The organism is Pseudomonas furukawaii (genome assembly GCF_002355475.1).
GTDB classification, from domain to species: domain Bacteria; phylum Pseudomonadota; class Gammaproteobacteria; order Pseudomonadales; family Pseudomonadaceae; genus Metapseudomonas; species Metapseudomonas furukawaii.
Genome location: NZ_AP014862.1, coordinates 582934 through 597641 on the forward strand (window position 1 = coordinate 582934; position 14708 = coordinate 597641).

Here is a 14708-nt window from a genome sequence, read left to right on the forward strand (position 1 = left end):
GTGTCGTGCGCTTCTGACGGGCATGCTCAACCACGCGGCAGAGCCGCATATGCACAGAGAGCTCTCAACGGTGAAAAGCAAACTCAAGCTCCACGGGTTCAATAACCTGACTAAGACCTTGAGCTTCAACATCTATGACATCTGCTACGCGGAGACCCCCGAGGATCAGCAGGCTTACGTTCAGTACATCGATGAAGAGTACGACGCGGAGCGCCTGACCCAGATCCTCACCGACGTCGTGGACATCATTGGTGCCAATATCCTCAACATCGCCCGCCAGGATTACGATCCCCAGGGCGCGAGCGTGACCATCCTCATTTCCGAGCAGCCGGTGACGCCTACCGACAGTCAGATCGAGGAGTCCCCGGGGCCGCTGCCGGAAACCATCCTGGCGCACCTCGACAAGAGTCACATCACCGTTCACACCTACCCGGAGATCCATCCGGTGTCGGGTATCGCCACCTTCCGTGTGGATATCGATGTGTCGACCTGTGGCGTGATTTCCCCGCTGAAGGCGCTCAATTACCTCATCCACCAGTTCGACTCGGACATCGTCACCGTCGACTATCGCGTGCGTGGATTCACCCGCGATGTGGAAGGCCGCAAGCACTTCATCGACCACGAGATCAATTCCATCCAGAACTACCTCTCCGATGACACCCGCGACGCCTACCAGATGACGGACGTCAACGTGTATCAGGAGAACCTGTTCCACACCAAGATGCTGCTCAAGGATTTCGAGCTGGACAACTACCTGTTCGGCGACGCGACCCGCAACCTGACGTCGGGGCAGCGCAAGGAAGTCGAAGAGCGCCTGCGTCACGAGATGCTGGAAATCTTCTACGCACGCAACATGCCGCACTGAGGCATGGACGCTCCAGGCGAAGGCTGCGAGCGGCGGGTGAAAAGCACAAAGGGCGCCGAGGCGCCCTTTGTCGTTCCTGCTGCCGGGAAGCCGCCGCTTCAGATCCGGTAGGTGCTCTTGGTCATGACCTTGGAGAGCAGGGTCATGCCGAACTTCACCGGTGCGGGGAAGCGCAAGCCGCCGGCCTCGATGGCGCTGGTGGCGTGCTGTTCCTCGTCCGTGCGCATCTGCTGGAGGATGGCGCGGGAGCGGGCATCGTCGGTCGGCAGTTGCTCCAGGTGCTCGTCGAGGTGTTTGCACACCTGGTCCTCCGTAGCCGCGACGAAACCCAGGCTGACGCGGTCGCTGATGAGCCCGGCCACGGCGCCGATGCCAAAGGACAGGCCATAGAACACCGGGTTCAGCACGCTGGGGTGGCTGCCCAGCTCGCGGATACGCTGCTCGCACCAGGCGAGGTGGTCGATCTCCTCCTCGGCGGCGTGCTCCATGGCGGCGCGGATGTCGGGCAGCTTGGCGGTCAGCGCCTGGCCCTGGTAGAGCGCCTGGGCGCAGACCTCGCCCGTGTGGTTGATGCGCATGAGTCCGGCGACGTGGCGTGCCTCATCGGCATCCATATCCGACTCGGGCAGCCCTTCGGCCGGAGACGCACGGTATGGCTGGCCGGTGAAGGGGAGCAGGGTACGCAGCGCGGCATCGGCCTGCAGCAGCAGGCGGTCGGCGGGGGAGTAGGAACGTTCGCTGGTCATGCGGCACCTCCGGGAAATTTCGCCGGGCATTCTACCCCAAGGGGGTGACAGAGGCTTGACTGGCGTCAGGCCCCGTCGGCAGGCCGGGTGTCAGCCCGGAGGCCAGTGCAGCTGGCGTTGCCCCAGCACGTGCATATGGATGTGGAAGACCGTCTGGCCGCCCAGTTCGTTGCAGTTCATCACCAGCCGGAAGCCCTCGTCGCAGCCCAGTTCGGCCGCGAGGCGCTGAGCGGTGTAGGCGATGTGGCCCACCAGCGTGCGGTCGTCCTCGGTGAGGTCGGTGAGTCTGGAGATGTGTTGCCTGGGGATCACCAGGAAATGCACGGGGGCCTGGGGTGCGACATCGTGGAAGGCGACGACGCGGTCGTCCTCGTAGATCTTCCGCGAGGGAATGTCCCCGGCGGCGATTTTGCAGAAGAGACAGTCCACGGGAATTCTCCGGCCTGTTATAAGAAATTCCGAGTTTAGCGGTGCGCCATTTCTCCGGCCAGCGTCCGCTGGTATCCACAAGGAGCCTCTGTGAAGAACGATATCCACGACCTTGGCCTGGTGCTGGATTCACGGGTCAAGCTGATCCTGATCGAGTCCTGGGACGAGCGACGGGTTCTGGAAACCCTTACCAGCCTCGCGGTGAAACGGGGGCTGGGCCTGTTCACCTGGGCGGTGAGCGAAGGGCTCCAGCGCCTGGGGTTCGGCGGTGACGGCCTGGGGGAAGGTGACAGCCGCGACCCCGAGTTGGCGCTGCGCCTGATCAAGGGCGATCCCCAGCCGAATCTCTACGTGATGTGCGACCTGCATCCCTTCCTTGGCGACAACCCGAAGGTGGTGCGCCTCTTGAAGGAGGTGGCCATGGCGGAAGGCAATCACAAGCCGACCCTGGTGCTGGTGTCCCATGCGCTGAAGTTGCCGCCGGAGGTGCAGCGCTTTGCCGCCCGTTTTGACCTGGCGCTACCCGGCGAGGATGAGCTGCTCAGCATCGTTCGTGAGGAGGCGTCGCGCTGGAGCGAGCGCAACCGGGGCGCGCGGGTGCGCACGGACAACCGCACCCTGCAGCAGGTGCTGAAGAACCTGCGGGGGATGAGTCATGGTGAGGCGCGGGCGCTGGCGCGCAATGTGATCTGCGATGACGGGGCCATTACCCAGGAAGACCTGCCGGAGCTGAACAAGGCCAAGTTCCAGTTGCTGGACCTGGAGGGGGTACTCAGCTTCGAGTACGAGACGGCGCGCTTCGCCGAGGTGGGCGGCCTGGCCAACCTCAAGCGCTGGCTGGCCGAGCGCCAGTCCGCGCTGCTGGACGACAAGGGCCGTGACCGTCCTCGGGGGGTGTTGCTGGTGGGTGTCCAGGGCGGCGGCAAGAGCCTGGCGGCCAAGGCGGTGGCCGGCCTCTGGGGGTTGCCGCTGTTGCGTCTTGATTTCGCCTGTCTCTACAACAAGTTCTTTGGCGAGACCGAGCGAAACCTGCGGGAGGCCCTGAAGCTGGCTGAACAGATGGCGCCCTGCGTGTTGTGGATGGACGAGGTGGAGAAGGGCCTGGCCAGCGGGGATCATGACGGCGGGGTCAGCCAGCGGGTGCTGGGTACCCTGCTGACCTGGATGGCGGAGCGCAAGGCGCCGGTGTTCCTGGTGGCCACGGCGAATGCCATCGACCGCTTGCCGCCGGAGCTGCTGCGCAAGGGGCGCTTCGATGAGCTGTTCTTCGTCGACCTGCCGCAGGCTGAGGTCAGGGCGGAGATCTTCCGCATCCATCTGGCACGCCGCGAGCTGGATCCGGCGCAGTTCGACCTGCATCAACTGGCGGCCGCCAGCGATGGCTTTGCCGGTGCCGAAATCGAACAGGCGGTGGTGGGGGCGCTCTACGCGGCACAGGCCAGGCAGTGTCCGGTGGACCAGGCGCTGCTGCTGGCCGAGCTGAAGGGGACGGCGCCTCTCTCGGTGCTGATGGCCGAGCGCCTGGTGGAGCTGCGGACCTGGGCGGAAGGGCGCTGCGTGAAGGCCGACTGATCGAGTCAGGGCTGAGCGAAGCGACGGACGATGCGTCCCAGCAGGCGACGGACCAGCCAGCGCGGCGCCAGTCGCGGCAACAGGACGGCCAGCCGGTTTCGCCAGCCGGGGATGATGATCGCGCGGTTCTTGTCCAGGGCGCGCACCGTCGCCAGGGCCACTTCTTCCGGGCTCATCATCAGCTTGCTGCCTTCCAGGCTGTCCACCTTGAGGTGGGCGCCACGGAAGAAGGCGGTGCGTGTCGGACCGGGGCAGAGTACCGAGACCTTCACGCCTCGCGGGCGCAATTCCTCGCGCAGGGCTTCGGAGAAGTGCAGCACGAAGGCCTTGCTGGCGTAGTAGCTGCTCATCCAGGGGCCGGGCTGGAATGCCGCCACCGAGGCCACGTTGAGTATCTGCCCGCCGCCGTCGCGCGCCATCAGGCCGCCGATCGAGTGGCAGAGGCGGGTCAGGGCGATGATGTTCAGTTCGATGAGTTCCTGTTCGCGCCCCCAGTCCTGGTCGATGAAGGCGCCGGAGGAACCGATGCCGGCATTGTTCACCAGGAGGTCGAATTCCCGCTCGCCTTGTTCGAGCTCCATCAACAGGCCGGAGACCTGCAGCGGCTCGGCCAGATCGCAGCAACGGAACAGCACTTCCACGCCAAAGCGCTGGGTGAGTTCGCAGGCGATGCTTTCCAGGGCGTCCCGCTGCCTGGCCACCAGCAGGAGGTGGCGGCCCCGTCGCGCCAGGGCCTCGGCCAGTGCCAGGCCGATTCCGCTGGAGGCGCCGGTGATCAGGGCATAGCGGGGCATCTGCAGGTTCTCCAAGCTGGGGCCGGGTTGGACAGCGCCGGCCCCGGGAGGTTGCTTACTGTGCGGACTGGTCCTGGATGGCGGGCATTTCGGCAGGCGCCTCGAAGCTGGCGGGACTCTCCAACTGGGCACGCATGACGTAGTCCTGGTAGGCCGGAATCGCAATGGCGGCGATGATACCCATTATCGGCACGAGGAACAGGCAGGCCAGGACCTTTACCGCGCGGCTGTTGGGCGGCGGGGGTGGGCCGTAGCGATTGGCGCCGGCTGTACCGGGCATGAACAGCATCAGCAGGGAGAACACCCAGCCGATGACGGGGACGAAATTGAGCAGCCAGAGCCAGCCTGACCAGCCCATATCGTGGACCCGCTGGACGCCCATGCAGACGCTGACGGCGATCACGGCGAGGCTGACCAGGACGGTGACGATGGCGGCGACGGTTTCCGATAGCACCGAACTGCTGAAGATGAGGATGCCGATGGGCAGGAACGCCAGCATCATCACGGTGCTCCAGGCCAGGTAGCGGAGCCGGCCGATACGGCCCTGCAGACTGAACACCTTGAGCTCGCCGAACTCGGGCAACGACTCCCCCACCTGGGCCTGGGGCGGCGCATAGGGAGACGCGGGCTCGCCGACAGTGCCGATGGTGGTCGACGCCTGTACGGCTTCGTCGGCCAGTTGGGCCTGGCGGGCCAGGTACTTCTCGATGATGACGCCGCAGGCCTGGCACTCGGCCGACTTGGGTTGCGTGTGGCCGCACTTGGGGCAGTCCATGGTCTGGTAATCGTCCTGCGCGCTCGCGGGCGCTGCGGGATCAGGATGGTCGTCAGTGGCCAACAGGCTGAGACCGCTGGAGCTGTCCTGCTCCTTTCGCACCTTGGCGCCGGCCTTCAGCAGGGCGGCGAGGTACTTGTCGGCCTCCGCTTCCAGCAGGTCGCGCTTCAGGGCGACGCTGCGGCCGCCGAACAGGCTCTCGATGCGGCTGGCGTCGCTCTTGAAAAGGCGCGCCAGGTTGTCCTTGACGGTCTCCAGGGCCACACCGGGCATGGGTTCGCCGTCGAAGATGATCTTGTAGCGGGCTTCGGTCATGCGGGCATCCTTGTCTGCGACGGAACAGGTGATGGCACAGCGTAATTGCGCCGTGGCCGGCGGCACAAGCGGGCTGGCGCACAAAACGCGAAGCGCTCGGCCAGGTGTGAGAGGGCTACTCGCGCCCAGGATTCCGAGGCCAAGCGGGGACCGCCGCCTCAGCGTGGCCAGCGTTGCCCCAGTTGCCCCGCGTTTTCCCGTGCGACGCGGTACTCGCGATCGAGCCGCGCCACCAGTTCCCGCACGGTCGGCAGGTCATCGATGCCGCCCACTCCCTGTCCAGCGGACCAGACGGTTTTCCAGGCCTTGGCCTCGTCGCTGATAGGCTTCAGTTTCTCGCCGTAGTTGATGTCGGCCTTGTCGGTGAGACGCTTGAGGTCGTAGCCCGCCGCCTCGAGGCTCTGGCGCATGAAACTGGCCGGTACGCCCGAAACGGCCGGCGTGTGGACGATGTCGGCGGCCCTTGCGTCGAGGATCATCTGCTTGTAGGCATCATCGGCGGCGCTTTCTCGGGTGGCGATGAAGCGGGTGCCCAGGTAGGCCAGGTCGACCCCGAGCATCTGGGCGGCGAAGACCTCGTGCCCGTGGTTGAGGCAGCCCGCCAGCAACAGGGTCCTGTCGAAGAACTGGCGGATCTCCGCAACCAGCGCAAAGGGGCTCCAGGTCCCGGCGTGGCCACCCGCGCCCGCGGCGACGGCGATCAGTCCGTCGACGCCCGCCTCGGCCGCCTTCTCGGCATGGCGCCGGGTGGTGACGTCATGGAACACCAGGCCGCCATAGCTGTGCACCGCATCCACCACTTCCTTCACGGCCCCCAGGCTGGTGATGACGATGGGGACGCGCTTCTCGACGCAGATGGCGAGGTCCGCCTGCAGGCGGGGGTTGCTCGGGTGGACGATGAGGTTCACCGCGAACGGTGCGGCCTCGGCGGTCAGGCCGGCTTCTATCTCGTCCAGCCAGTCACGGAAGCCACTGCTTTCTCGCTGGTTCAAGGCGGGGAAACTGCCGACGATGCCACTGTTGCTGCAGGCCAGCACCAGTTGTGGAGTGGACACCAGGAACATCGGCGCCGCCACCAGGGGCAGGCGGAGGCGCTGGTCGAGCAGGGCGGGCAGGGACATCGGACATTCCTCTTGTCGGGTCAGAAGGGTTTGACCACCACCAGAACGACGATGGCGATCAGGAACAGCACCGGGACTTCATTGAACCAGCGAAAGAACACATGGCCCCGCCGGTTTTCGTCGCGGGCGAAGCGCTTGAGCAGGCTGCCGCAGGCGTGGTGGTAACCGATCAGCAGCACAACCAGCGTGAGTTTGGCGTGGAGCCAGCCCTGGCTGAACCAGGCGGGATTGAGGTAGAGCATCCAGAGGCCGAAGACCAGGGTGGCAATCATGGAAGGGCCCATGATGCCGCGGTAGAGCTTGCGCTCCATGATCTTGAAGCGCTCGCGACTGGGCGAGTCCTCGGCCATGGCGTGATAGACGAAGAGGCGGGGCAGGTAGAACAGGCCGGCGAACCAGCAGACGATGGCGACGATGTGCAGGGCCTTGAGCCAGAGGTAGAGCATGAGGCGGATTCCATTGGACAGATTCGCCGGATAGTAGAGTCTTGAGCGGCCACACGTCACCTCGGCGGTTGGCCGCTGGCCGATGCCGCCTTATCATCGGCAGCTTTCCAATCGGTTCATTGAGGGGCAAGTGATGGTCAAGGTCGGAATAGTCGGCGGTACGGGCTACACCGGTGTCGAGCTGCTGCGTCTGCTGGCTCAGCATCCGCAGGCTGAAGTGGCGGTTATCACCTCGCGATCCGAGGCCGGCGTGAAAGTGGCCGACATGTATCCGAACCTCCGTGGCCATTACGACAACCTGTCCTTCAGTGTTCCCGATGTGGCCACCCTGGGTGGTTGCGATGTGGTGTTCTTCGCCACTCCCCACGGCGTCGCTCATGCCCTGGCAGGCGAGCTGCTCGATGCGGGTACGCGGGTGATCGACCTGTCGGCGGACTTCCGCCTGCAGGATGCCGAGGAATGGGCCAAATGGTACGGCCAGCCCCACGGCGCCCCTGCGCTGCTGCCGGAAGCCGTCTACGGCCTGCCGGAAGTGAATCGCGAGTCCATCAAGGGCGCGCGGCTGATCGCAGTGCCGGGCTGCTACCCCACGGCGGCGCAACTGGGCTTTATCCCGCTGCTGGAGGCCGGTCTGGCCGATACGTCCCGACTGATCGCCGACTGCAAGTCCGGCGTCAGCGGCGCTGGTCGTGGTGCCAAGGTAGGGTCGCTGTTCTGCGAGGCGGGCGAGAGCATGATGGCCTACTCGGTGAAGGGGCATCGCCATTTGCCGGAGATCAGCCAGGGGCTGCGCCGTGCAGCGGGCGGCGACGTCGGGTTGACCTTCGTGCCGCACCTGACGCCGATGATCCGTGGCATCCACGCCACGCTGTACGCGAACGTGGCGGACAAGGGCGTCGACCTCCAGGCCCTGTTCGAGAAGCGTTATGCCAATGAGCCCTTCGTGGATGTGATGCCGGCGGGCAGCCATCCGGAAACCCGCAGCGTGCGGGGCGCCAACGTCTGCCGTATCGCGGTCCATCGTCCGCAAGGCGGTGATCTGGTGGTGGTGCTGTCGGTGATCGACAACCTGGTTAAGGGTGCGTCCGGCCAGGCTGTGCAGAACCTGAACATCATGTTCGGTCTTGAGGAGCGCCTGGGGCTGTCCCATGCCGCGCTGTTGCCCTGATGCTGATGGCGCCGAAGGCAATTGCTTCGGCGTCGTTTCCGGGATCGCTTAATAGTTGACCAGTTTTCTAGGGTAAGCGGATAATGCCTCGCCTTAGCGCAGTATGGCGGCGTCCAGCCGGGAGATTTGCAGCATGAGTGTCGAAACCTTCACCCCCTCAGCCCTGATGTTCACCGAAGGTGCGGCCAGCAAGGTGAAGAACCTGATCGATGAAGAGGGCAATCCGCGCCTGAAGCTTCGCGTCTTCGTCACCGGCGGCGGTTGCTCCGGGTTCCAGTACGGTTTCACCTTCGATGAGGATGTGGCTGATGACGACACCATCGTCGAGCGCGACGGCGTTAGCCTGGTGGTGGATCCGATGAGCTTCCAGTACCTGGCAGGTGCCGAGGTGGATTACCAGGAGGGGCTGGAGGGCTCGCGCTTCGTGATCAAGAATCCGAATGCTTCCACCACCTGTGGTTGCGGCCAGTCCTTCTCGATTTGAGTCATTCCGCAAGCCTTGAACAGAAACGCCGTGCCTTGGAGCACGGCGTTTTCGTTTGGGGCGTCAGGCCGGATAGATGGCCCCGAGGACCCTCAACCCTTTCGCGCCGGTCACACTGGGGCGATTGGTGGGTATTCCCTCCAGGCAGCAGTGGGCTAGCCAGGCAAAGGCCATGGCTTCGACCCAGTCCGGGTCGATTCCGAGCGCCTGGGTGCTGCACACGCGCGTGCCGGGCAACAGTTCGGCGAGCCGATGCATCAACTGGAGATTGTGGGCTCCGCCGCCGCAGACCAGCAGGTCGTCCGTACGCCCCTGGGCGGTTCGCAAGGCGTCGATGATGCTTCGTGCTGTTAGCTCGAGCAGCGTCGCCTGGACATCTTCCGGCTTGAAGCGCGGTAGCCGTGCCAGGTGGGACTGCAGCCAGCTCAGGTTGAAGAGTTCCCGACCGGTACTCTTGGGGCCTCGGGTGGCGAAGAAGGGATCAGCGAAGAGGGTGTCCAGCAGGCGGCGCTGGGGAATTCCGCTTGCGGCCCAGGCTCCGTCGCGATCGAAGCTGTCACCGCGCTGCAGATGAATCCAGGCGTCCATGAGCACGTTGCCGGGGCCGCAGTCGAAGCCATGCACGGGCTTGCCCGGCTCGATCAGGCTGAGGTTGCTGAAGCCCCCCACGTTGAGTACGGCGCGATGGTTGAGGCCATCGCCGAAGAGCGACTCGTGAAAGGCCGGTACCAGGGGGGCGCCCTGGCCGCCAGCCGCAACATCGCGACGGCGGAAGTCGCTCACGACCGTGATGCCGGTCAGTTCGGCCAGCAGTGCGGGATTGCCGATCTGGATGGTGAAGCCGCGTGCCGGTTCATGGCGCACCGTCTGGCCATGGCTGCCAACGGCCCTGATGTCCGCAGGTCCCAGACTGTTGCGCACGAGCAGGGCATTGATTCCAGTTGCGGCCAGCTCCACCCAGCCGTTCTCGGCCAGGGCGGCGCGTGCCAGTTCATCCGGCCCCGAGCTGCAGAGGGCCAACAGCTCGCGCCGTAGCGAGCCGGGCATGGGGATGTAGTGGGTGTCCAGAAGTCTGAGGCGGTCGGTTTGCTCGACCAGGGCGATGTCCAGGCCGTCCAGACTGGTGCCGGACATCACCCCCAGGTAGCGCGCCATGTCGTCAGCGCTTGTTCAGGGCAAGCATGCTGGCCTTTTCCCGGTCCATGCGTGCCAGCAGCGGCTGGCTCATCTGCAGGAAGCGCCTTTTCTCGGCGGCCAGCAGCGGGTCGGCCATGGGCAGCTTGACGCCGAGTGGGTCGACGTGTACGCCATTGACCTGGAACTCGTAGTGCAGGTGCGGACCGGTGGAGAGGCCGGTGGTGCCGACGTAGCCGATGATCTGGCCTTGCTTGACCGAACCGCCCGTGCGAATGCCTTTCGCGAAGCCCTGCATGTGGCCGTACAGCGTGCGGTACTTGCTGCCGTGCTGGATGATCACCGCGTTGCCGTATCCACCGCGGCGGCCGGCCAGGACGATCTTGCCGTCGCCGGTAGCCTTGATCGGGGTGCCGCGCGGCGCTGCGTAGTCCACGCCCTTGTGGGCCCGGATCTTGTTCAGGATCGGGTGGCGCCGACCATTGGAGAAGCGCGAGCTGATGCGGGCAAAGTCCACTGGTGTGCGGATGAACGCCTTGCGCATGGCGGTCCCATCGCCCCGCAGGTAGGTTGCGGAACCTTGGCGGTCGACGTAACGGATAGCGGTGAAGGTCTTGCCGCGATTGATGAAGCGCGCTGCGAGGATTTCGCCGCTGCCTACTTTCTTGCCATCGACGACTTTCTCCTCATAGATGACTTCGAATTCATCTCCCTCGCGGATGTCGAGGGCGAAGTCGATGTCATAGCCGAAGACATTGGCCAGGTTCATCGTCAGGTCGTGAGAAAGGCCGGCCCGTTTGGCAGACAGGAACAACGAACTGTCAATCACGCCGCGCGCGTAGGCCGAGCGCAGCTCTGGCTTGATCAGATCGCGCTTGAAGGCGTAGCCCTTGGGGGTCTTTTCCAGGTGGACGCTTTCGAGGCTGCTCAGCTTGGTGCTGAGTCGCTCGATCTCGCCGGAGGGCGTCAGCTTGAACTCGAAGCTCTGGCCCACCTTCAGGCGGCTGAGCTGCTTGGCGTCCCGGCTGCTGTTGAGTACATCGTGCAGGACGTTCGCGGATAGTCCGACCTTGGCGAAAACCGTGGACAAGGTGTCGCCGTTGCTCACGGTCACAGTTTTCAGGCTGGGATCGGTGGGCTTCTGGGTCGTGGTTAGGTCGGTATTCTGTTGGTTCTTATCCGCGTCTTTTCCGGCGCTGTTCTGATTTTCGGTGGGAGTCTCGATCCTGGCGAATGGCGAACTCGCCTCATCCCCGGTTGTGGAACCTGGTCGAAGGTCGTCCTTCTCCTGTATGACCATCTCGGAGCCGCTTTCGAGCTCGAGGTTGATGTAGGTCTTCTTCGCCTCGACTTCGCGAGACGGGAACACCAGCAGGGCCAGGCTTAGCAGCGCAGCCACACCGCTTGCGGCCAGCAGGTGGCTCTTCGGATATGGCGGCGCTTTGGGAACAGAATGCGTCATGGCGTGTGGTGTTGTATTCGGAAGGTGAACTAACTGCCTAAAATATAATCAAAATCCGCCTCAGGCAACCTTGGCGTGACCCCCTTCCGCCGATTGGCAGGATGCAGGCGCAAATCTTGTAATTAGTTCGCGATCTTGTATGGTTGGTTCCCCTTTGTCTGTCCAATGGTCTACGAGTCCTGTCATGAAGTCGGTAGAAGAGCAGCTGGCGCTGATCAAGCGCGGTGCGGAAGAGGTCCTGGTCGAGTCCGAGCTGGTTGAGAAGCTCAAGCGTGGCCAGCCACTGCGTATCAAGGCGGGCTTCGATCCGACCGCTCCCGACCTGCACCTGGGGCATACCGTTCTTATTAATAAGCTGCGCCAGTTCCAGGAGTTGGGTCATCAGGTGATCTTCCTCATCGGAGACTTCACCGGGATGATCGGCGACCCCAGCGGCAAGAGCGCTACCCGGCCGCCGCTGACTCGTGATCAGGTACTGGAGAATGCCGAAACCTACAAGGCCCAGGTGTTCAAGATCCTGGATCCGGCCAGGACCGAGGTGGCGTTCAACTCCACCTGGATGGATCAGCTAAGCCCCGCGGACTTCATTCGCCTGGCGTCCCAGTACACGGTTGCGCGAATGCTCGAGCGCGATGATTTCAACAAGCGCTACAGCACCAATCAGCCCATCGCTATCCATGAGTTCCTCTATCCGCTGGTGCAGGGCTATGACTCCGTGGCGCTGCGGGCCGATATCGAGCTGGGCGGCACTGATCAGAAGTTCAATCTTCTTATGGGGCGCGAGCTCCAGCGCGCTTATGGTCAGGAGTCCCAGTGCATCCTGACCATGCCGTTGCTGGAAGGGTTGGATGGCGTGAAGAAGATGTCGAAGTCCCTGGGCAACTATGTCGGCATCCAGGAAGCGCCAGGTGTCATGTACAACAAGCTCGTGTCCATTCCAGATCAGTTGATGTGGCGTTACTTCGAGCTCCTCAGCTTCCGTTCGATGGACGAGATCGGGCAGTTCAAGCGTGATGTCGAGGAGGGGGCCAATCCGCGCGATATCAAGATAAAGTTGGCTGAGGAAATCGTCGCTCGCTTCCATGGTGAGGAGGCGGCAGCTACGGCCCATCGCTCTGCGGGTAATCGGATGAAGGATGGTGAGCTGCCGGTGGATCTGCCGGAGGTCCAGTTGTCTTCTGTGGAGGATATGCCCATCGCTTCTGTCCTTAATAAGGCAGGGTTGGTGAAGAACGCGGCTGTTGCTCGGGACCTGCTGGGCTCTGGTGGTGTTCGCGTTGATGGTCAGGCGGTCGATCGAGGCTTCCTGTTCAAGCTGGGTTCAACCCATGTGCTCCAGGCTGGCAAGAAGTCCTTTGCCCGCGTTTCCCTCGTTTCAGAGTAACTCTCTGAAAATAGATGTTGACGGCAGATTTCTCATCCCTATAATGCGCCCCACTTCCGGCGCAGTCGCCAAGCGAAACTCCTTGAGAATCAAAGTGTTAAGCTGAAAGCGAAAGGCTCGGAAGTGAGGTGTTGACGACGGGGTTGAATCCTGTAGAATGCGCCTCCCGCTGACGAGAAGAGTGAATCGGATCAAAAGCGCAAGCGGTTGAGTAGAAAAGAAATTTTCGAAAAACAGCTTGACAGTAAGAAGGGCTGCTGTAGAATGCGCGGCCTCGGTTGAGACGAAAAACTTGATCGAAACGCTCTTTAACAACTGAATCAAGCAATTCGTGTGGGTTCTTGTGAGGTAAGACTGATAGTCAACTGATTATCAGCATCACAAGTAACACTCGTGAATTCGAGAGTTTATTTGCGATTGCTGAGCCAAGTTTAGGGTTTTCTCAAAACCCAAGCAGTATTGAACTGAAGAGTTTGATCATGGCTCAGATTGAACGCTGGCGGCAGGCCTAACACATGCAAGTCGAGCGGCAGCGGGTCCTTCGGGATGCCGGCGAGCGGCGGACGGGTGAGTAATGCCTAGGAATCTGCCTGGTAGTGGGGGATAACTCGGGGAAACTCGAGCTAATACCGCATACGTCCTGCGGGAGAAAGTGGGGGATCTTCGGACCTCACGCTATCAGATGAGCCTAGGTCGGATTAGCTAGTTGGTGAGGTAAAGGCTCACCAAGGCGACGATCCGTAACTGGTCTGAGAGGATGATCAGTCACACTGGAACTGAGACACGGTCCAGACTCCTACGGGAGGCAGCAGTGGGGAATATTGGACAATGGGCGAAAGCCTGATCCAGCCATGCCGCGTGTGTGAAGAAGGTCTTCGGATTGTAAAGCACTTTAAGTTGGGAGGAAGGGCAGTAAGTTAATACCTTGCTGTTTTGACGTTACCAACAGAATAAGCACCGGCTAACTTCGTGCCAGCAGCCGCGGTAATACGAAGGGTGCAAGCGTTAATCGGAATTACTGGGCGTAAAGCGCGCGTAGGTGGTTCAGCAAGTTGGAGGTGAAATCCCCGGGCTCAACCTGGGAACTGCCTCCAAAACTACTGGGCTAGAGTATGGTAGAGGGTGGTGGAATTTCCTGTGTAGCGGTGAAATGCGTAGATATAGGAAGGAACACCAGTGGCGAAGGCGACCACCTGGACTAATACTGACACTGAGGTGCGAAAGCGTGGGGAGCAAACAGGATTAGATACCCTGGTAGTCCACGCCGTAAACGATGTCGACTAGCCGTTGGGATCCTTGAGATCTTAGTGGCGCAGCTAACGCGATAAGTCGACCGCCTGGGGAGTACGGCCGCAAGGTTAAAACTCAAATGAATTGACGGGGGCCCGCACAAGCGGTGGAGCATGTGGTTTAATTCGAAGCAACGCGAAGAACCTTACCTGGCCTTGACATGCTGAGAACTTTCCAGAGATGGATTGGTGCCTTCGGGAACTCAGGCACAGGTGCTGCATGGCTGTCGTCAGCTCGTGTCGTGAGATGTTGGGTTAAGTCCCGTAACGAGCGCAACCCTTGTCCTTAGTTACCAGCACGTTATGGTGGGCACTCTAAGGAGACTGCCGGTGACAAACCGGAGGAAGGTGGGGATGACGTCAAGTCATCATGGCCCTTACGGCCAGGGCTACACACGTGCTACAATGGTCGGTACAAAGGGTTGCCAAGCCGCGAGGTGGAGCTAATCCCATAAAACCGATCGTAGTCCGGATCGCAGTCTGCAACTCGACTGCGTGAAGTCGGAATCGCTAGTAATCGTGAATCAGAATGTCACGGTGAATACGTTCCCGGGCCTTGTACACACCGCCCGTCACACCATGGGAGTGGGTTGCTCCAGAAGTAGCTAGTCTAACCGCAAGGGGGACGGTTACCACGGAGTGATTCATGACTGGGGTGAAGTCGTAACAAGGTAGCCGTAGGGGAACCTGCGGCTGGATCACCTCCTTAATCGAAGACATCAGC

The 14708-nt window shown here is 62.3% G+C and carries 13 protein-coding genes and 1 rRNA gene; 6 read left to right on the forward strand and 8 right to left on the reverse strand.

Translation table 11 applies throughout. From position 1 onward, the window contains the following. Positions 1 to 70: 70 nt before the first annotated feature. Positions 71 to 865 (forward strand): adenosylmethionine decarboxylase, encoded by a 795-nt coding sequence (gene speD / locus KF707C_RS02640; RefSeq protein WP_003450697.1) that lies wholly within the window; start codon positions 71 to 73, stop codon positions 863 to 865. A gap of 98 nt (positions 866 to 963) precedes the next feature. On the opposite strand, the gene coq7 is transcribed toward speD, so the two are convergent. Together coq7 and KF707C_RS02650 are read right to left on the reverse strand one after the other, a co-directional pair. Continuing rightward, on the reverse strand, positions 964 to 1611 hold the full coding sequence (gene coq7, locus KF707C_RS02645) for a 2-polyprenyl-3-methyl-6-methoxy-1,4-benzoquinone monooxygenase (protein ID WP_003450695.1): 648 nt from the start codon (positions 1609 to 1611) through the stop codon (positions 964 to 966). Between the two features lie 90 nt (positions 1612 to 1701). Next, the gene (locus KF707C_RS02650) at positions 1702 to 2040 is read right to left on the reverse strand and encodes a histidine triad nucleotide-binding protein (protein WP_003450693.1); all 339 of its coding nucleotides are present in this window, start codon (positions 2038 to 2040) and stop codon (positions 1702 to 1704) included. Positions 2041 to 2130: 90 nt separating this feature from the next. On the opposite strand from KF707C_RS02650, the gene KF707C_RS02655 reads away from it, so the two are divergent. After that, the gene (locus KF707C_RS02655) at positions 2131 to 3612 is read left to right on the forward strand and encodes an AAA family ATPase (protein ID WP_003450691.1); all 1482 of its coding nucleotides are present in this window, start codon (positions 2131 to 2133) and stop codon (positions 3610 to 3612) included. A gap of 5 nt (positions 3613 to 3617) precedes the next feature. Here the strand turns inward: KF707C_RS02655 and KF707C_RS02660 are convergent, their stop codons facing one another. The 4 genes from KF707C_RS02660 to hemJ form a co-directional block, all read right to left on the reverse strand. Next, a complete protein-coding gene (locus tag KF707C_RS02660) occupies positions 3618 to 4406 on the reverse strand; it encodes an SDR family NAD(P)-dependent oxidoreductase (RefSeq protein ID WP_003450689.1) in 789 nt (262 codons plus the stop codon). A 55-nt stretch (positions 4407 to 4461) separates the two neighbouring features. Then, entirely contained in the window at positions 4462 to 5496 is a 1035-nt protein-coding gene (locus KF707C_RS02665) for a DUF805 domain-containing protein (protein ID WP_003450688.1), read from the reverse strand. 158 nt (positions 5497 to 5654) lie between these two features. Beyond that, on the reverse strand, positions 5655 to 6617 hold the full coding sequence (locus tag KF707C_RS02670) for an NAD(P)H-dependent flavin oxidoreductase (RefSeq protein WP_003450686.1): 963 nt from the start codon (positions 6615 to 6617) through the stop codon (positions 5655 to 5657). A 20-nt stretch (positions 6618 to 6637) separates the two neighbouring features. Then, on the reverse strand, positions 6638 to 7063 hold the full coding sequence (hemJ, locus tag KF707C_RS02675) for a protoporphyrinogen oxidase HemJ (RefSeq protein ID WP_003450685.1): 426 nt from the start codon (positions 7061 to 7063) through the stop codon (positions 6638 to 6640). A gap of 133 nt (positions 7064 to 7196) precedes the next feature. Between hemJ and argC the strand changes: the two genes are divergently transcribed. Further along, on the forward strand, positions 7197 to 8231 hold the full coding sequence (gene argC / locus KF707C_RS02680; RefSeq protein ID WP_003450683.1) for an N-acetyl-gamma-glutamyl-phosphate reductase: 1035 nt from the start codon (positions 7197 to 7199) through the stop codon (positions 8229 to 8231). Positions 8232 to 8364: 133 nt separating this feature from the next. Then, positions 8365 to 8715 carry an iron-sulfur cluster insertion protein ErpA gene (gene erpA / locus KF707C_RS02685; RefSeq protein ID WP_003450681.1) on the forward strand — a complete coding sequence of 117 codons (351 nt, stop codon included), beginning with the start codon at positions 8365 to 8367 and terminating at the stop codon, positions 8713 to 8715. A 63-nt stretch (positions 8716 to 8778) separates the two neighbouring features. Here erpA and KF707C_RS02690 read toward each other — a convergent pair whose 3' ends face one another. After that, complete coding sequence (locus tag KF707C_RS02690) at positions 8779 to 9870, reverse strand: anhydro-N-acetylmuramic acid kinase (protein WP_003450679.1); 1092 nt, start codon at positions 9868 to 9870, stop codon at positions 8779 to 8781. Between the two features lie 4 nt (positions 9871 to 9874). Then, positions 9875 to 11311, reverse strand: coding sequence for a peptidoglycan DD-metalloendopeptidase family protein (locus KF707C_RS02695; protein WP_003450677.1), 1437 nt, complete (start codon positions 11309 to 11311; stop codon positions 9875 to 9877). A gap of 184 nt (positions 11312 to 11495) precedes the next feature. Here KF707C_RS02695 and tyrS point away from each other — a divergent pair, with 184 nt between their 5' ends. Together tyrS and KF707C_RS02705 are read left to right on the forward strand one after the other, a co-directional pair. Then, entirely contained in the window at positions 11496 to 12695 is a 1200-nt protein-coding gene (tyrS, locus tag KF707C_RS02700) for a tyrosine--tRNA ligase (RefSeq protein WP_003450675.1), read from the forward strand. A 461-nt stretch (positions 12696 to 13156) separates the two neighbouring features. Then, positions 13157 to 14693 (forward strand): 16S ribosomal RNA (locus KF707C_RS02705). Positions 14694 to 14708: the final 15 nt, after the last annotated feature.